General features: G+C 36.6%; 18 protein-coding genes. 16 read left to right on the top strand and 2 right to left on the bottom strand.

The features are described 5' to 3' along the window. Nucleotides 1-274: 274 nt before the first annotated feature. The 8 genes from MHI52_RS20410 (at nucleotide 275) to yaaA (MHI52_RS20375) (ending at nucleotide 6,092) form a co-directional block, all read left to right on the top strand. Nucleotides 275-949, top strand: coding sequence for a hypothetical protein (locus MHI52_RS20410; RefSeq protein ID WP_282320834.1), 675 nt, complete (start codon nucleotides 275-277; stop codon nucleotides 947-949). 256 nt (nucleotides 950-1,205) lie between these two features. Beyond that, nucleotides 1,206-1,565 carry a hypothetical protein gene (locus MHI52_RS20405; protein WP_340984700.1) on the top strand — a complete coding sequence of 120 codons (360 nt, stop codon included), beginning with the start codon at nucleotides 1,206-1,208 and terminating at the stop codon, nucleotides 1,563-1,565. 63 nt (nucleotides 1,566-1,628) lie between these two features. After that, the gene (locus MHI52_RS20400) at nucleotides 1,629-1,910 is read left to right on the top strand and encodes a hypothetical protein (RefSeq protein WP_340984701.1); all 282 of its coding nucleotides are present in this window, start codon (nucleotides 1,629-1,631) and stop codon (nucleotides 1,908-1,910) included. A gap of 235 nt (nucleotides 1,911-2,145) precedes the next feature. Continuing rightward, nucleotides 2,146-2,601: a hypothetical protein gene (locus MHI52_RS20395; protein ID WP_340984702.1), complete on the top strand. Its 456-nt coding sequence runs from the start codon at nucleotides 2,146-2,148 to the stop codon at nucleotides 2,599-2,601. 217 nt (nucleotides 2,602-2,818) lie between these two features. Continuing rightward, on the top strand, nucleotides 2,819-3,220 hold the full coding sequence (locus MHI52_RS20390) for a DUF4279 domain-containing protein (RefSeq protein ID WP_339177743.1): 402 nt from the start codon (nucleotides 2,819-2,821) through the stop codon (nucleotides 3,218-3,220). Between the two features lie 54 nt (nucleotides 3,221-3,274). Next, nucleotides 3,275-3,715, top strand: a complete 441-nt coding sequence (locus tag MHI52_RS20385; RefSeq protein WP_340984703.1) for a hypothetical protein — start codon at nucleotides 3,275-3,277, stop codon at nucleotides 3,713-3,715. 531 nt (nucleotides 3,716-4,246) lie between these two features. Further along, on the top strand, nucleotides 4,247-5,125 hold the full coding sequence (locus MHI52_RS20380; RefSeq protein WP_083669817.1) for a prohibitin family protein: 879 nt from the start codon (nucleotides 4,247-4,249) through the stop codon (nucleotides 5,123-5,125). A 214-nt stretch (nucleotides 5,126-5,339) separates the two neighbouring features. Beyond that, nucleotides 5,340-6,092, top strand: coding sequence for a peroxide stress protein YaaA (gene yaaA, locus MHI52_RS20375; RefSeq protein ID WP_339177737.1), 753 nt, complete (start codon nucleotides 5,340-5,342; stop codon nucleotides 6,090-6,092). Nucleotides 6,093-6,299: 207 nt separating this feature from the next. Here yaaA (MHI52_RS20375) and MHI52_RS20370 read toward each other — a convergent pair whose 3' ends face one another. Further along, nucleotides 6,300-6,863 carry a DUF4879 domain-containing protein gene (locus tag MHI52_RS20370; RefSeq protein ID WP_076328002.1) on the bottom strand — a complete coding sequence of 188 codons (564 nt, stop codon included), beginning with the start codon at nucleotides 6,861-6,863 and terminating at the stop codon, nucleotides 6,300-6,302. A 646-nt stretch (nucleotides 6,864-7,509) separates the two neighbouring features. On the opposite strand from MHI52_RS20370, the gene MHI52_RS20365 reads away from it, so the two are divergent. From MHI52_RS20365 to MHI52_RS20355, 3 genes are all read left to right on the top strand, one after another. Beyond that, on the top strand, nucleotides 7,510-8,832 hold the full coding sequence (locus MHI52_RS20365) for a WXG100 family type VII secretion target (RefSeq protein WP_340984704.1): 1,323 nt from the start codon (nucleotides 7,510-7,512) through the stop codon (nucleotides 8,830-8,832). Between the two features lie 34 nt (nucleotides 8,833-8,866). Then, entirely contained in the window at nucleotides 8,867-9,229 is a 363-nt protein-coding gene (gene cdiI, locus MHI52_RS20360; RefSeq protein ID WP_405157544.1) for a ribonuclease toxin immunity protein CdiI, read from the top strand. A gap of 332 nt (nucleotides 9,230-9,561) precedes the next feature. Beyond that, nucleotides 9,562-10,050: a hypothetical protein gene (locus MHI52_RS20355; RefSeq protein WP_405157543.1), complete on the top strand. Its 489-nt coding sequence runs from the start codon at nucleotides 9,562-9,564 to the stop codon at nucleotides 10,048-10,050. Nucleotides 10,051-10,400: 350 nt separating this feature from the next. On the opposite strand, the gene MHI52_RS20350 is transcribed toward MHI52_RS20355, so the two are convergent. Beyond that, nucleotides 10,401-10,919 (bottom strand): GNAT family N-acetyltransferase, encoded by a 519-nt coding sequence (locus tag MHI52_RS20350; protein WP_405157542.1) that lies wholly within the window; start codon nucleotides 10,917-10,919, stop codon nucleotides 10,401-10,403. A 656-nt stretch (nucleotides 10,920-11,575) separates the two neighbouring features. Between MHI52_RS20350 and yaaA (MHI52_RS20345) the strand changes: the two genes are divergently transcribed. The 5 genes from yaaA (MHI52_RS20345) to MHI52_RS20325 all read left to right on the top strand — a co-directional run bounded on the left by yaaA (MHI52_RS20345) (nucleotide 11,576) and on the right by MHI52_RS20325 (nucleotide 17,145). Further along, nucleotides 11,576-11,776, top strand: coding sequence for a peroxide stress protein YaaA (gene yaaA, locus MHI52_RS20345; RefSeq protein ID WP_405159406.1), 201 nt, complete (start codon nucleotides 11,576-11,578; stop codon nucleotides 11,774-11,776). Nucleotides 11,777-13,149: 1,373 nt separating this feature from the next. Next, nucleotides 13,150-14,166 carry a tyrosine-type recombinase/integrase gene (locus MHI52_RS20340; protein ID WP_405157541.1) on the top strand — a complete coding sequence of 339 codons (1,017 nt, stop codon included), beginning with the start codon at nucleotides 13,150-13,152 and terminating at the stop codon, nucleotides 14,164-14,166. Between the two features lie 362 nt (nucleotides 14,167-14,528). Beyond that, nucleotides 14,529-14,705, top strand: a complete 177-nt coding sequence (locus tag MHI52_RS20335; RefSeq protein ID WP_405157540.1) for a hypothetical protein — start codon at nucleotides 14,529-14,531, stop codon at nucleotides 14,703-14,705. Nucleotides 14,706-14,901: 196 nt separating this feature from the next. Next, on the top strand, nucleotides 14,902-15,153 hold the full coding sequence (locus MHI52_RS20330; RefSeq protein ID WP_405157539.1) for a hypothetical protein: 252 nt from the start codon (nucleotides 14,902-14,904) through the stop codon (nucleotides 15,151-15,153). A gap of 390 nt (nucleotides 15,154-15,543) precedes the next feature. Continuing rightward, nucleotides 15,544-17,145 carry a protein kinase domain-containing protein gene (locus MHI52_RS20325; RefSeq protein ID WP_405157538.1) on the top strand — a complete coding sequence of 534 codons (1,602 nt, stop codon included), beginning with the start codon at nucleotides 15,544-15,546 and terminating at the stop codon, nucleotides 17,143-17,145. Nucleotides 17,146-17,518 lie beyond the last annotated feature (373 nt).

Raw genomic sequence — 17,518 nt, 5'->3', positions numbered from 1 at the left:
AATCATAGCAAAATGGCGCATTGAGATAATGAGAATAACGACCTAACTTCAGGTAATAGAAGATTGACGAGTGGATATAGTGATTTAGATATAAGGACCCATGCGACAAAGTGGGGATTTCTGTTCGGTAAGGACCAGGATCGGTTATGAGTGGATACATAGAACCATTTTAGAAGAATAACAATGAAATTTATCGGAGGAACAGATCGAACAGATTCTACAGGCTGGATCGGTTGTGTTAGAATATAGGAATTATGGAAGTTGGAGGGTTGAAGTGGGAATACATAAAGAGTTAAGTCAAATTAGAGCTGAAAACCAATCCACTACAAAACAAAATGTCCTTTCAATTGTAAGTGCGATAACGATCGGAGTGATTTTAGGTTTAGCGGCAAAGCTTGTGGATGCTCAGGGGATTAACCCCATATTTGACGATATTGGTGGGCGTCTAGGTATTTGGATTTTTGTTGCCACACTCATATCGGTTATTAGTTATTCTCCTAAACTAGCAGTAGTTAAGGTATTCTTCTTTTTTGTGTCGCTACTAACTGTTTATTATCTATACACCGTGTTTTTTCTACATTTCGTTCCAATGAAAGAAATTATTTTTTGGGGGATGTGTGCAGTAGTATCTCCGATGTGTGCTTATGTGATGTGGTATGCACGAGGCAATGGAACTGTACCTAGTCTAGTGTTATCCCTTCCAATCACAGCTCTACTGTCCGAAGGGTATCAATTGCGCGATGCTTACTTGCCCGAGCATACTCATTACTATTTGATCCCAATACTTATGGGAATATATCTAATCATGGTCATTATTTTATTATTTATTGTTCCTACGAAAAGACTTAAATTTTTGATTATACTACCAATATCTATAATAATGTCTTTCATCATCATATATTTTGATGTCCTAGGGCGGTTATTCGGTGGCTTGAACGGAGTGTTATAGATCACTTTGGCAGATTGTCATACAAATGCGACAGTCTTTTTTACAATAGTATATTTGCTTGTGTCAAAGTCTGGTTCGTCCTGTGTTGCCATAACAGGATTAATATTTGAAAAGATGAGAGCTACTGCAAAAATGGTGACCATAATCTTCTTGAAATTCAAAATAATTCTTCATTTTCTCTAGATGTAATTTATTATGATCTCTTATTTTGCTAATTTAGTATTTGCTATATCTTGACTATAAAGGAGGATTTATTATGAAGAGAGTATCGTTTTTTTTGCTTTTTCTTCTTCTATTGACAGCATCCGCTTGTTCAAACAAAGTCATTTCATATACAGGAGAGAGTGAGAATTGGAGTGTCTCATGTACCGTTCAAAGTAATAGCTCTGTAGCAAGTTATGAATATGAAATTAGGTACTTAGGAGATAATCCTTCATTAATTGAAAAAGTTAAAACCAAATTTATGAGCAAAAATATTCATTCTACAGGAGAAGTTCCTTTTAATACTGTAATCAGAGGAAAAGCTGAAGGGATGTCCCCATTTTTGGATGAGGATGAATTTATAGTTCAGATGGATTGGGAAGGAAAATCGGAAAAGATAGTGGTTACCAAATGATGGTGATAATAAGCGGAAATATTAATAGAATTACAAACTACAGGCTAAAGTGAGGTGAATAAAATGAAATTTCTAAAGGGAGTATTGATTGTAATTGCACTAATAGTTGTAGCTTCAGTCACATGGTATGGCTCCTATAAGAATGATATGAAGGATCTTGAAGATGGTTTAAGAACGTATTTAATCGTTGAAAAGGGTATGGATGAACATGATATTATTAGCATCACCGCTCGTCGAAGTAAAATGCCACAGTATCCTGTAGTCGTCAAATTGGAGGATAACCCACAGGAATATGTCTACACCTACAGAGAAACGAAATGGGTACAACTATGGCCTGATCCATAATTCTTCAATGGTATGTCCGATATTATTCGGTTTTATGGAATATTACGTCCTTTGGATGGGTTAGGCCTTATCTGTTGGATATGCAAGAATAAGTTGCAAGGTCCGGGTTTCAGCTCGCTTTATCAATTTTGGGGTAGCAAACTCTCAGATCATCTTTAATCTGAAAGCAACTGCATCCGGGGCCAAGATGGAAAGAGGGTAAATGGTACGTTGCTAAATAGAAGGAAGGTCATATTTGAGAAAAGGATTATTTATAGGTTTATTATTGATTACAGTAATCATTCTGGTGTTTTTTATGATGAAAGATCCGGTTCCCGTAGAAACTAGCAGGCATGTAAAATCTGTTGAACTAAAAGGTAATGTGTGCTTAGTTACCGTCAATAACCCTCAAAAGTCTACAGAGAGTACTCAAACAGAACAGTTCGAAAGTCAGTCATGCACAAATTTAAAAGAAGGAGATGCAATAAGCTACCAATCTCTAAGTCAAGGTAAGTATCTACACATCGTTTCAATTAATAAAGAACTAACAAGAGATCCTCTGTCAGGCTCAATAACTAAGAAGTTTGAGGAGGGTGGAAATATGTATATCTCCGTTGAATTACCTGGTGTAGGGGAAGAAATCTTCTTAATAGATAAATCGGACATTACTTTTTACTTGGATACTTGGGGACTTCCTATTCATTTAATTTAAGTCTATTGTTCAACCAATACATATCTGAAGACTCACCAGTTGCTTTTACTACATGGGGGAATATGTCGAGGGACAAAATGTGGTCATTTAAAATTCGCTAATTTAAATTTAAAGATAAGTAAGATGTTCAAATATGATAATAAAATGGATCAATAAAGAAGGTAGTACTCTTGCAGTTCAGGTTTTTGATATATGAATAAAGTTAGGAGGATCATATATGGACAAAACGAATATTATGGCTGAATTTATCATTACAGGAGATCATTTCGAACCGAAGTTAATCACAGAACAGATTGGAATTGAACCATCTGGAACCTATATAAAAGGAGAAAAGATTGATGATAGAGATTTGTATCGAAAGGAAACCTGTTGGTTTTTGGAGACGGACTATCAGGAATCTTTTGATATCAATCAGCAATTGAATCACATACTCAATCTTTTGGAGCCACATATAGAAAAGTTGAAAACCTTGAGAATGAAGCATAATTTGAATTTTCGGTTTAGCTTCTCGATTAGGATTATGCATAATGAGACCCCTGCGATTACTATTGAGAAAAAGGCAATTGGTATAGCCTATGATTTGAACGCAGAGTTTGATTTTGATTTGTATATTCTGTAGCAATGGAAACAAGTCATTCTGAAAATACATACAGAGGACAAGGGAAATGATTAAATGAATATTGGAGATATTGAGAAATTAGCGGATAGGTTACCTACAGAAGTTTTACTGTCTTTGTTCAGGAATGCTTTAAAAGATTTTGAAAATAAGATTCTTGATAAAAAAGTTTTTTTGTTAATCCTATCCGAATTAACAGATCGACAAATCATGACTTATGAGCTTTTAGAGGATAAAACTAGAAATGAGATGGATGTCTTAATGAGGAAGTTATGGAATACTAATTCCTACGAAGATGTAGATATCATACTCTCTATTGTTGTTAACCTTGGTTTGAAGAATTGTTTTATTAAAATTAAAGAGTCTATAAGTAAAGAAGATAATATAGATTTGATAATTTTAAACGAGATTAAAGAGACGATTATGGAGGTTGGAGATCATATTTCAAATCCATACTATGACTTAGAAAGGTTTAAATCATCTAAAAGTGAGTTTTAGCTCATAAGATGGTAACCTGTGATATAAATTTATAGTTTTAATTTTGGTTCGTATCATTACTCATTCGAAGATGCCATTAAACATTTTGATGGCTCTTTTTTTGTGACAGTAGGGCAGTTTATTTAGAATATGTGTACACCTACAGAGAAGAGCAATGGATACAACTCCTGATCCATAATACCCAGATGAATTGATGATCACTTTCTTGATAGGAATAACCGGGTACTGGACGCCGATTCATCCACCTTTCTCTTCTCTACTTTACCTAATAGTAGTTCAAGCGCGGAATATCCTTGAAACCTAATACGAATTTACAAAGTATATATAAAGAAGGATATAATTAGTTACCATTTATAAATTTGTACTCGGTTACATCCATAGAGGGGAGGACGGATATGCCATTTATTGGGGGAATCATTTTAATTTTTATCCTAGCATTTATTCTATGGTCATTAATGTTCCCGCTATTCAATAAAATAGGTAGTAGAATTCTGAAGAAATACAATAAATTCAAACAGGAGGAGAATGGTGATGAAAAATTCAAAGACGTTTAGGGTAGGGGCAATTGCGGTTGCATTAGTTATTATTGTGGGAGTGCTAATGGTGACCTTCTTTTTAACACGAATTCCTAATGGATATGTTGGGGTCGTATATTCACCAAATGGAGGCGTAAAAGATAGCACACTGAGTCAAGGGTGGAAACTCGTTGGAGCGTTTGATAAAGTGACGAAATATCCGATCCGAATTCAAACGGTGGAATACAGAGATATTCAGATTGCTACTTCTGACGGGAAAAACATCACAATCGATTTTGCTTACAACTACCAAGTAGAACCAAGTAAAGTATCTTCTATCTTTAATACATTTGGGCCAATTAGCATTCAAGAAATTGAGGATACATATCTCAAAACACGTTTCCGTGACGCAGCTCGTAAGGGGATTTCCAAGTTTACAGTCATTGATGTGTATGGTGAAAAGTCATCCGAAGCAGGAGTAGACGTGCAACAACGTTTTTCTGATGACGTTAAAGAGTTAGGCTTTATTGTATCCAACGTTACTGTAGGTGTTCCTCAACCTGACGCCAAGACTCAGGAAGCAATCGATAAGCGTGTCGAAGCTTCTCAAGAACTGGAACGTAAAACGACTGAACTGGAGATCGCCAAGAAAGAAGCAGATCGTAAGCGCGTGGAAGCGCAAGGTAATGCAGACAAACTATTGATCGAAGCAGAAGGTCAAGCTAAAGCAAATAAAGAACTTCAACAATCATTGTCGAGTCAACTCGTTGAATATGAAACCATTAAGAAATGGGATGGAGCCCTTCCATATGTAAGTGGGTCAAATACGCCAATGATTCAATTGCCGACTACAAAAACTGAGCAAAATAGCGGCGGGGGGAGCGTATCTCCCTAATAGCGGTTTGAAATGCACGCCTTGCTTTCTCACCAATTTAATGTGTTGAATTCTAATGAACAAGCCGGTCCAATCGTGGGCTGACTTGTTCATTTTAAGTCTTTTCAAAGGTACCATGAGGGATTTAGTTAAGCCATGGCATTGGATTCACCTGTCCAATCCTGTACAATGGATAACGACAAAAACAACGGTAGATTAAGGATGGATCAGCACGATGAGAATTATCATATCACCAGCTAAAAAGATGAAGATTGATACCGATCTTATGGCTATCGCACAGATGCCGCAGTTTATAAACGAGTCAGAACAGCTATTGAGTCTGCTTCAAAAGTTATCCTATGACGAACTCAAAGCGATGTGGAAGTGTAACGATGCAATCGCCGAACAGAACGTGGAGCGGATTCAGAATATGAATATAAAAGCAAATCTGACACCAGCAATCTATGCCTATGAGGGCATTCAGTATCAATATATGGCTCCAGGTGTTTTTCAAAATGAGGAACTGGCGTATCTTCAGCAGCATTTACGCATATTATCCGGTTTTTATGGCATGTTACGGCCTTTGGATGGCGTTACTCCTTATCGGTTGGAGATGCAGGGCAAGCTGCAAGGTCCAGGTTTCAAATCGCTCTATCAATTCTGGGGTAGCAAACTCGCAGATCAGCTTCAGTCGGAAAGCAATTACATCCTAAATCTAGCGTCCAAAGAGTATAGCAAAAATATCACGCCTTTTCTAAGTGAGGAAACCCGGTTCATTACTTGTGTATTCGGACAAATGGTCAATGGGAAGCTTGTTGAAAAGGCAACCTGGGCTAAAATGGCCAGAGGTGAAATGGTACGTTATATGGCAGAGCATAAGATTGCAGAGGTGAAGGACGTAAGAAACTTTGATCGGTTAAACTTTGCCTTTTCAGAAGAGCGATCTGACGAGAGTACGTATGTATTCATACAAGCAGAGGGAAAGTAGCCTACAGTGCAACGGTGGGTTTCTATACAAAGTCGCGCCCTTTAAGGTCACAATGAGAAAAGACGCAGGGGATGTATATCCCTGCGCCTGATCAAGAATTATTAAATCCATGTCCAAAGCTGATGAGCTTTTGGGCTTACTTTCCGTATTCCTCAGGATAGAACCAGGATAGCCAAATCCTCCAATATTCATATTACATCCTTCCTGTTAGCGAACATTAATCCAAGCGGTCCACTGAGTTGGAATATTAATGGAATAGACTGTACCTACAAATTGTCCCCCTGTAGTAGGCGCTTCATAAACCCAAGAATAGGCCCAAGCATCTACGACACGGTCACCGTCCAGATCAATAGCTTCAGACCAGTTGTTTGTCATTGTATTGCCGGCGAGTGTGCCGTAGTGACTGCTGTCATAACCGATCTGGAAAGTAATACACTGAATCCAAGCCCCACCATGATCATTGGTTGTGGACAGTGGGTTGTTATTGAAGCCGTAAATTTCTTGACCGCCATTCGGAGATACGACACCGTATACATTAATGTGAGATACTTTCGGAGCAGGCGCAAACAGAACTGGACCACCCACATTATCAGCCTTCTGCGATTCAAATTCAGCCTTAGCCGCTTTCACAGCTTCACGGAATTCTTTGGAATTAATAATTTCTTCCTTTGTCATAGGTTTGGCTTGAGTCACATCACCGTCTGCATAGGCAGCTACATTAAATGAAAGCATTAGAACAAGAATAAGAGCTAAACTAATCAACTTTCTCATAGCAATAAATTCCACCTTTCTTGTTATGGGTATTCTTTAACAAAAACATGCGGTTACGACAAATAGACCTGCTTGCAGCTTAAAGCCTCTTGCCCTCCTCTCTTTTAAAGATGATTCTTCTCCTTTTTTCTTTACTAAAAAAGAAATTAAGAGGTAGAACTCTACAGGCTAGAAAACTCTATGAAGTAGGAATGTATATGTAAAATGAATGCCTGCCAATGATTATGTGTTGCAGACAAAATGTAAAACTCATTTATACGCATTGATATCTTAGTTATGTTAGGCTCTGATCCCCATCTTGTTAATATAAGATTCCAAAATAAATATTTAAATTGTAATATATTCCATTTATACAAACATATAGTACCCCCTATCAACGGCACAAGTCAAGTTCATTCTTTAATTCTATTATTTGTTAAAGTTTTCTGCTTGTCGTAGTAAAATGCCACAGTATCCTGTAGTCGTAAAAGGAAAACCCTCTGGAACATGTATACACCTACATAGAGATCGTATGGGGCTGAGGGACGGATATAAATCATTCTGAGCGTGGATTCATGCAGTGAAATCAGGAGGTTAGCCGGATGTAATTGCCATTAAAATTCTGCTAACATAGTCCTATCATATCTTAGATGAGCGGTGAAAACGGATGAGTACAATTAAGGTGACTCCTGAGCAACTACATCATGTATCCAATCAGGTGGATCAGGCCAGACAACAGTTGGAGCATATTCGCAGTGAACTGACGAGACAGATCATGTTCGTTCAGATGATGTGGATGGGGGCGACGCAGGAGCGATTCTACTATGAGTTTGAGCAGTCGCGCCCTGTATTGCAGAAGGCGCTGGAAAGTATGGTGGGCATCTCCAAGGAACTCAAGGATATCGCCATGCGGTTTGAGAATGTCGATGCTGAAAAGGTGAGTCTTGGAAGTGCTGTTGGCGCTGTGGGTGCGGGAGTAGTGATGAAGACCTTGGGTAATGATGCGAGTACGGAGGATAAAGGCTACCGGATGGCGCAAGTCAATGTGTATGGGAAGCTGATGTGGATGCCTGTGAACGAGAATGGTGTTACGGATCAGGCAGCCCTTCAGGCATATAAGAAGGATCAGGGGCATTTGGATATCAATCGGATGCAAGCTACGGATGCTGAAGCGCCAGGAGAAGATATTTATGCGATGCAGATCAAAGCCTTTGAAAATGGAATTCATCCCTTCACAGGCGAGCCTGTATCCGATAAGTATGCTCAGATGATGTTGACTTCTCTGAAGTTCAGCCAGCTATTTATGGCATTTCAGATGGTTCGTGGGAGTATGCCGGGTGGCAAAGGGCCGTTTCGCTTGCCTGCCTCTGATCCGGCTGTGGCGAAGATTAAAAAGAATCTGGAAGCGAGGAAAGCGAATGAGCAGAAGAAGGGTTCTGAGGGCAAGGGACAAGCAACTAAGACAGTAATAAGTGAACATGTAAGTGATGCGGAGAAATTGCAAAGGCCATATGCTCACCTAGTAAACGTTGATGGATTTAAGAGAGGTAGCAGACCTGGAGTATCTGGTGGTCATAATATGGACAAATTTAATGGGGCCTTACAAGAAGACGCAAATAAGTATGGACTGAGTGTTAAAAAGGATTATTTTATAGGTGAACCCAAGAAGCACAATGTCGAGGGGATCTACGAGGTGGAGTATCAAATTCCGTCCTTGAAACGAAGTGAATCAGATAAAAGTATTTTTGAACCGATAACGGACTCAAATGGAAATGTGCTTGGGAAGAGAGTGAATGATCCCAAAACAGTATATGATCCTAATATAATTTCTAATGAAAAAATGTATAATTGGGGAAAAGCAGCATTAGAGCCACAGATACAGGCTGGAAACGTGAAAAACGGGATAGTTAAAGGAGAACTAAATGGGCTGAAATTTGTGGGGTTCGTAGATGAAAAAGGGAACATAAAGAACTTTTATCCTGCTTTTTAATTAATATCGAAGGAGAGATATGATGTACAAAATTTTGACAACAAAAGCTGAAATAGATAGATTAGTCGAATCTTATTTCTGGATTATTGATTTTCCGAGAGCTTTAACATACTTCGGAGATCATGAGAGACATGGATATGGTTCAGGTCCACTGGAGGTACAATTTTCATCCTATCATATGCCAGAAGAGGAAGAGTATATTGGTGATCAGAAAGTGTGTTTTATTGGAGAGCCGCCAGCATATGATGAAGATGTAATTGCAGTGATGGAGCATGATGAATTTTATAACTATTTGATGATTTACAGTGAGAAGTACGTGGAGGAGCACCCAGAAGCTAAACAGGAGATTTATAATTTATTAGATATGGTAAAAAAAAGATTGGGTTTACATTCTTAACTCACTGATTGTGAATCATAAATCATTTACGAGGATCTACGAAAGTTCGTTTATCTTATACGTCCATAGTATTCATAGTCCAAGTATTGGCTGTACAGTTGGGAAGATATGCAAGCACTAAAAACGTTACCGTATGACCCCGATTGGTGTTATAAAAAATCCGAAAGCTCTTCCCACCTGAATGTTGTGAGGAACGAGCTTTTTTGTATGCAGAAAATAAACCAAAGAAGGTGAGAGGACAGCAAATAGAGGTGCTGAATAAATTATTGTAGGCTATATTGATATGATTACATCCGCCTATCCGTTGTATTAAAAAGATTGGAGATACGAACATGATTAAATACAGGTATACAATCGAATATAAAGAAGATTTCAACGAAGTTAACGTGGACTTAGGCATCGATTCATCATTAAAGAATGGTTATCTGATTAGTAATTCTTTGGGATCGGATATATTTGGAGACTTCGCCACGATCCAGGAAGAGATCGGAAACTTAATCGAATTACTGAAAGGGGAAATAACGTTATACGAAGGTGGAGGGAATGTGAACTTAATAAGATCTGACCAGTCTTTTACAACTTTTGAAGATATCTTTGCAGAAGAAGATGAAGAGGACAGTACATGTGAAATTGAGACGTTAGAATATGTAAAGATACTATTGTTATGGGCAAAAGAGAACTTTCAGTATAAAAGCCAGCGAGGCGTTATCTTGAAAGAAGAAGGGCAAGTAGCATTAGAGTGGTTAAACGAAAAATATATTGAGGTTTTAGTTTTGGGTCAAAAGATCGAGCGTATCAACAATTTGAAATTGATTGAATGAATGGTATGAACAATAGATCTGTAATATTTTGCGGAGAAAAGTGAAACTTTTCATTGCTCAAAAGTTACTGCAGTATAGCGAATTCGGAAAAACGTGTGCGAGTCAACGGTTAATACTATATCAAGTAAGTAATTAATAGATCCATTACATATACCTAGTTTGTTTCACTAAATGCGCGTAAGAACCAATTCATCTGCAATACTCAATGAGTTTCCCAATGGAATAACATCAAGAACGCGAAATTCACAATATAAGGAATATTAAAAGACAAAAAAGCCTAACCCCTCAGTATCTTGAACGAGGAATTTGGCTTATGGTCTTCAGCTTAAACAGTCGCGACCGATGGGTGATTAAAATAATGATTTATTTATCCATGTATAATTAATGAATTTTAACATTTGCCCATTCATTTCAAATTCTTTATCACTAGTTTCTGTATGCTCGAATCCGTTTTGCTCTAAAACTTTTTGAGATGCTATATTGTTGGTGGTTGTTTTTGCCTTAACTTCTTTTATATCTAAATCAACTATTGTATTGAGTAATAATTTTAATGCTTTTTTAGCAACACCTTTTCCAGTGTGGATTTGTCCCACTCTATAGCCGAGAAATCCTATTTTATCGGAATCAATATCAACTAAATTTATTCTTCCAAGAATAGAGTTATTTTCGTTTTTTATTAAATAAAAAAAGGAGAGTCCTTTGACTTGTTCATCAAGCAGAGATGCATTCCTTACTTTAAAAACCTCAGGTATGTAATAATCATCTCCTCGAGACGGTACCATCTCCTCAAAAAAAGTTCTGTTTTCAATTTCGAATTCATACAAGCTTTCAATATCTGTATCTTTTAACTTCTCAATTACTATATTCATGATCCTTTCCTCCTATCAACTTTAATGCAAGATACTACGAATCTGCTTATGTAAACTATAATTTGTACTACGATAGTTTGTTCTAGTTCCGTATTTTGGATATGTTGAATAAATACTGAATTTATTGCAATTAAGTTTTTGTGCATCAAGTATAACATCCTATTTCGTTATTCAACATCGCCCCTTGAATCTCGTGTATTACCTGTGACGAATGCTTGTTTTTTAGCGCGATTAAATCTCAGAAAAGGAAGTACCTTTTACAGTATGGTCCCGATTGGCAGGAAGAGGAAAATGTTTTAACCCAACTTTACCCGAAAGTAGTTTCTTAAAATGCTTGCGATTTTGCTCTAAAGATCGAGAGGATCAAAGGTTTCGGAAATATAGAATAACGTCAGGGTGAATAGAGACGAAGTCTCTAAAGAGAACATTGATTGTAATCACATTAATAGTCATAACTTCAGTCACATGGTATGGCTCATATAAAAATGATATGAAGGAACTTGAAGATGGTTTAAGAACGTATTTACGTTGAGAAAGGTATGGGTGAAAAAATATTAATAGCATCACAGCTCGTCACGGTAAAGTGCCACAGTATCCTGTAGTCGTTCAATTTAAGAATAACCCACAGGAATATACACATATAGAGAGAAAAATGGATACAACTTACGGTCGGGGGGAAGGTCATTGAAAAGGCAACCCGGGCCAAGATGGCCAGAGGCGAAGTGGTACGTTATATGGCGGAGCGTAAGATTACAGATGTAAAGGACGTCAGAAACTTTGATCGGCTTAAGTTTGATTTTTCAGAAGAGGTATCGGATAAGAGTATGTATGTCTTCTTGCATTCAGAAGGGAAATAGCCAGTTTTACAGCGATGGGTTTGATGTAAATCTTGCAAGGGAGCTTGTTGTCATGTCTACATTAACAAACATGGTAATTAGGAAATAATGATCTACACATCCCTGTCATTGATGAGATGTTTGCGTGAATCAATTTCTATAGAAGCTTCAGCTAATAGTATTAGTGGAAGTTATTCATTTGGATAAAGGAACAATGTTCGTCATATTCATCCATTTTATGGTATGATAAGACAGTTGATCATGTAGCTTATGTTTGGAAAAGAATGCTTTTATTCGGGGTGACCATTACTAAAAATGCGCAATTCATTTTTTATATCCAATACTTCAACTAAATTAAAAATAAGTTTTTCTATTGCTGGCATGATAATATTGTGGTGCTCTATTTTTGCACTAAAAAAGTACACGCCTGATTTGAACCTTCATGAGGAACCCAGAATTCTTTACTATGCGATCCTTGTCACTCTTATTTCGGCTATGGGTTCTTTATTAGGAGCAATAATGATTTTGAGTCATTTAAATTACAAAAATAAAATCAATCAGTTTATGTTGTTCTTGTTAATGGTTATCTTAATAGGCGTTAGTGTGTATAACAGTCTTACAAGAATTTTACTTATTACATTAATTGTAGATGCAATTATATTTTTTATAGTAGTTATATTGTTTAAAGTATACTCTACAATTACCACTATGATTGTTACCTCTTTTATATATTTGTTACTTGTTATGAGTAGTAGTGCATTGCTGTTTTTATTTGTCCCCAATTTCACAATTAATCTTAATAGTATACTTTATACTCTGATTACATTATTTCTAATTTTATATCGCATAGTAGGAGTATGGGTCAATCAGTTTTTTATTTCTGTTGTTATGAGTCAGAAAAAAATTAAACACGAATACACTTCTGAGGTTTTAGTATCACATATCAACCTAATCTATATAGTGATTTTCATATTAATAAATTCTACTGGATTAATTTATATGCAGGGAGATTACAATTTTTACAACGTACTTAATAATTGCTTTATTACTGCTATTGCGATTAATCAAGTTAATTGGCGAAGTTTTAAATTTTGATTTCATTAATTGTGTAAACAGCCACATAACTGGGATGTTCGCGTGAATCAATTGTTAAGAAGCTTCTGCCAAAGGAACTGGCGGAGGCTTTTTGTTTGAAAGTATAAGATTAGTGATCGTTATATTCTTTCATTTAGTAGTATAATAAAAACATGCTTCGAAAAGGCTATTTAAACACGATGATTTCGTTTAATCAATTGTATTCCTTATATTTACGAACTTCGTGGATATTACGTTATAAGAAATGGGGCAAGACTTGAATCTAAAACCCAACAAAAACACAAAGGATAGTGAAAACAGTGAAAGAAGAACTTTTGAATTTGGTTTCCATCTTCAGTTCGGGATTAACAATGTTTGAAAATAATCAATATATCCCTAAAATTAGAGATTATTTTGTTGAGTATATTCTACAATGTAAATCTGATTCATCAATTGATGAAGTAATGAAATACGAATTTACTAAAAAGGATTTAATTAACTCCACGATTTACTACATTCAAAGGAATGATAACGTTAGAAGTAAATCTGCAATTGATGACTATTTAATTGCAGTAAATAGATTTTTTGCAGAAACGATCTTTGAAAAATATCCTAATCAAAACTTAATTACAATCAGACCATTTACAATTCTATGTAAAGATGTAGAACAGGGATTATTAGATCAACAAATTTATCTTGAAGATAGACAAACTTTCCCTGCAATCAATGAAGAACAGTATAAATTTATCTTGAGTCATATTAATGAAGATTCTGAAGCATCTTATAAAACAAAGCAAATCCATATAATAATCAAGCTTACTTTATTATACGGTTTGAGTCCTGATAGAATAATTAACATGAAAAGAAGTAACTATCTCCATGATGAGAGAGTATTAGAAATAGTTTATTCAGCAAACCCATACAGAAATCTGAATTTAGATATTCCATATAAAGTACATAAATTGATTAATGACTATTTGAAGGATACCTTAAGTGAAAATCTTAAACATGATAATTTTTTTGTGAATAGGAATGGTAAACCTATTAAACATGATTTTCCTACCGGATATTTGAAATCACTAAAAGAAAAATATTTTACACTCTATCCTATTGAAGGCGAAGTAAGGAATCCGTTTACTCCAACAGGATTAGCTAAATTTGCAATTACTAGAATGATACTTAATGGAATAAATCCATCTGTGATATCTGATTTAACCGGATACATGGGTGATATAATTTCAGATTGCCAGAACAAAGTGAATGAAATGAAAGAATTAAATAGAAATAGATATATAAACCATATGATTAGAGGAATTCAAACTTATGAAGAAATCTAGTGAATTATTGAGAATAATTCGAAGAAGGCCCCACATATTATAACAAAGTATCTACGCTGCGGGCTTCGCCCTTGGTTCGCGAGAACTGGTAGGCAGAGAAGTTGAATCAGCTCACAACCTTGCGAGGCAAAGTCCGTTGGATCTGGTCGCCTCGCTCCCTTAAGCCTCTCAAGTTCGTAGTTACGAGAACGTTATTTGAAACAAAATGAATAACCTACCATCAATTGAAGAAGGCGAAAAGATGGTTGCAGAGCAACTAAAAAATTGGAATTCTATATAAATAGTGGTAGAAATTGCTGTGATGTTATCGCAAAATCTATTGAGGCATTATAGGTTGAACATATCTTAGATGAGCGGTGAACATGGATGAGTACAATCAAAGTTACTCTGAGCAACTACATCACGTATCGAATCAGGTGGATCAGCCCAGACAACAGATGGAGCATATCCGCAGTGAACTGACGCGACAGATCATGTTCATTCAGATGATGTGGATGGGGGCGACGCAGGAGCGATTCTATTATGAGTTTGAGCAGTAGCGCGCCCTATACTGGATAAAGCACTGTAGGGCATGGTGGGCATCTCCAAGGAACTCAAGGATATCGCAACCCGTTTCGAGCAAGCCGATGCTCATCAGGTAAGTTTAGGTAGTGCAATGATGGCCACGGGCGTGATGGCTGTGACGCAGAATCGACAGGGGAGGTCGATGCAGAATCAGTTAACAAGGGGTATCGAATGGCGGTTAACTCTGCACTTGGTGGCTGTTTGCCTGTGAATGAGAAAGGTGTAACGGATCAGGCCGCCCTTCAGGATTATGAGCGAGATAAAGGCAGTCTGGATGTAAATGGCATGCAAGCAGTGAATGCAGAACTGCCAGGGGAAGATATCTTTGCGCTACAGATCGAGGCATGGGAAAAGGGAATCCATCCATCAGGCGAGCCTGTGTCTATTCGTATGCTCAGACCATGCTTGCTTCTCTCAAGCTAAGTCAGGTATTCATGGTTGTTCAGGGAATACGCGGGAGTATGCCGGGTGGCAAAGGACCATTACGGATACCATGGTCCAGCCCAGCTGGAGCGAAAATAAAGAAAAACTTAGAGGCGGCTGAAGCAAGGAAAACGAGTGAGAAAAGAAGGTTACTGAGAGTAAGAGGCAGAGTAGTTGGAAAATCAATGATTTAAAGAATACTGAGGGTTTAAAAAAAGGAACTACAAGTAATGTATTGAATCATATCTTCGAGGGTGAAATAATAAAGGGACAAGTGGTTGGATTCCATTATGAAGGTATGCCAAATACCAAAGGGAAAATTAAGGGGAAAGTTACTTGAGATAGTAATAACAATCATTCTAGAAGAATGGAGTTTTTTGAGGTGTATAAATGGACAATTCAGTACTTTTAGAAGCCGCGGAGCGATTGAAAATAGGTTTGCTTGCCAAAGCTACAGATGGAGAGTACCTTGACTTAAACTATAAAGAAGATTTAAGAGTTCTATCATCTGATAATCGATTAAATATGATGTTACCATCTTTTATTCGTTTGAACCGCTCTAGCTCAGATTTTAGGAGAACTATGCAAACTAAATTTAAAGGCTACGCGGAACGTAGGAACTTTATTGATAAAGAATTAGAACCAATCTTTCAATACCTGGAAAGTGCTCCTAGTGGTAAATGTGAATTGAATATAGATGCATATGAATTAGGCGAACAGCTTGGTAATGGAGGATTTGGAGTAGTATATAAATACCACCACAAATTGTTGGACATTGATTTTGCGATTAAAATTTTTGAACCTGTATTTGTTTCTAACGATGAAAACATAGAAGGTGAAAGACGTTTTTTTAGAGAAGCAAAGATGTTATTTCAATTAAACAGTGATTATATTGTCCGAGTGTATGACATAGGTCGCATAGATGGAAAACCATTTATCCGAATGGAGTTAGTGGAAGGTTATACATTACTTGATTTCATATCACAAAATGGTTCAGTTTCTTTTACACGATCTATAAAACCTATTACTGCATTACTAAAGGGTTTGAATTATGCTCACAAAATGGGTGTTATCCACCGGGATTTAAAGCCCAGTAATGTTATGGTCACCAAGGATGGGAAGTTCAAAATTATAGATTTTGGCATCAGTGCCTTCTTAGAGAATGAAAATCATACAAAACTAACGAAAACTGGAGAACGTGTAGCCGGTGGGCCGTATACTGACCCTGCGCTGATAAATAATCCTAAATTACGTGATATAAGAAGCGATCTGTATTCTGTAGGCGCAGTTTGGTATTATCTATTGGTGGGACGATCTCCTGCCGGAGGCGATGCCCGAAGAGTTTTATTAGCATCTGGTAACGCCACAGAACTTCAAAGTGATATCATCTTTAAATGTTTGACTAGTGATCCTATTAATCGTTATCAATCATGTGAAGAGATATTAGCCATCTTGTATCCAAAGGAAATCGTAACCAATTCACCTTTTGCTGTTACAATGCCTAACAGAATTACAGAAATAACAAGAGAAGCAATTTTTGATTACTTAACAGAACGTCACTATGATGAATGTAATGCATATATTTTTTCACAATCAGGTGCATATCAGGAACCTGAACGTGTTTTTTATTATTATGGTAAAAGAAATTGTGCTACATTTCTCAATCGATTGTATGACTTGGGCAGTATGCCAAGTAGAGATTCTCGTTTAAAAACATTCAAAGAAGAAATCCAACGACACACTGTGGCAAATGACGACTATGAGTATGATTGGGTTTTTCACGATGAGAGCTTGGGATTAGTAGCTGGTAACGATGAAGTATTGCTTAAGGTTCTATGTGAAATGTTTCATCCATTAGTGCGCTCAGAGAAAAGTGATTGGCAAAGTGTTAAAGAGAGTATCAATGAGCTAATAAAAATAGATGGATACGAAATATACGAAAACGAAAAAATATCTGGTCGTTCTGTTTATTCTTATCGATATTGTCTTTAAAGAGAATGTTTCTACTCGAAAAAATAAAATCATGGTCTAAATCTTCTTTAGTAATATAAATATATTTTGTTTCCCAATCAACCTGATTATATATTTTTTGGACCGATCTTATTTAATAATCAAACATAATAAATGTTAATTAAAAATCAAAAGCGATCATGTCACACTGAGCATGATTGCTTTTGTTGTTTGATTGTAGTTATTTCTTTTTATTTCCTCGATTTCATTTTCAACCAAATCTTCTGCATTTCCAGCGCCGCGGCAATTCAATGTTTACTTAGGGGTTTCAAAACTTGTCCAAAAATCTCTTCTGAGTTCAAGGCTACACCTCTTTTTAAACTCATTGTCCTTGTGTATCTTGCGATATTCAACG

Source organism: Paenibacillus sp. FSL H8-0283 (assembly GCF_045040675.1).
Classification (GTDB): domain Bacteria; phylum Bacillota; class Bacilli; order Paenibacillales; family Paenibacillaceae; genus Paenibacillus; species Paenibacillus amylolyticus.
Note: the sequence above shows the minus strand (reverse complement) of the source record. Positions and strands in the feature narration are given on the sequence as shown.

Excerpts from the sequence above, each read along its gene's own strand:
- MHI52_RS20405 (WP_340984700.1), top strand. The coding sequence starts at position 1,206 with ATGAAGAGAGTATCGTTTTTTTTGCTTTTTCTTCTTCTATTGACAGCA.
- MHI52_RS20400 (WP_340984701.1), top strand. The coding sequence starts at position 1,629 with ATGAAATTTCTAAAGGGAGTATTGATTGTAATTGCACTAATAGTTGTA.
- MHI52_RS20390 (WP_339177743.1), top strand. The coding sequence starts at position 2,819 with ATGGACAAAACGAATATTATGGCTGAATTTATCATTACAGGAGATCAT.
- MHI52_RS20385 (WP_340984703.1), top strand. The coding sequence starts at position 3,275 with ATGAATATTGGAGATATTGAGAAATTAGCGGATAGGTTACCTACAGAA.
- MHI52_RS20380 (WP_083669817.1), top strand. The coding sequence starts at position 4,247 with ATGAAAAATTCAAAGACGTTTAGGGTAGGGGCAATTGCGGTTGCATTA.
- yaaA (WP_339177737.1), top strand. The coding sequence starts at position 5,340 with ATGAGAATTATCATATCACCAGCTAAAAAGATGAAGATTGATACCGAT.
- MHI52_RS20370 (WP_076328002.1), bottom strand. The coding sequence starts at position 6,863 with ATGAGAAAGTTGATTAGTTTAGCTCTTATTCTTGTTCTAATGCTTTCA.
- MHI52_RS20365 (WP_340984704.1), top strand. The coding sequence starts at position 7,510 with ATGAGTACAATTAAGGTGACTCCTGAGCAACTACATCATGTATCCAAT.
- MHI52_RS20355 (WP_405157543.1), top strand. The coding sequence starts at position 9,562 with ATGATTAAATACAGGTATACAATCGAATATAAAGAAGATTTCAACGAA.
- MHI52_RS20350 (WP_405157542.1), bottom strand. The coding sequence starts at position 10,919 with ATGAATATAGTAATTGAGAAGTTAAAAGATACAGATATTGAAAGCTTG.
- MHI52_RS20335 (WP_405157540.1), top strand. The coding sequence starts at position 14,529 with ATGGATGAGTACAATCAAAGTTACTCTGAGCAACTACATCACGTATCG.
- MHI52_RS20330 (WP_405157539.1), top strand. The coding sequence starts at position 14,902 with ATGGCGGTTAACTCTGCACTTGGTGGCTGTTTGCCTGTGAATGAGAAA.
- MHI52_RS20325 (WP_405157538.1), top strand. The coding sequence starts at position 15,544 with ATGGACAATTCAGTACTTTTAGAAGCCGCGGAGCGATTGAAAATAGGT.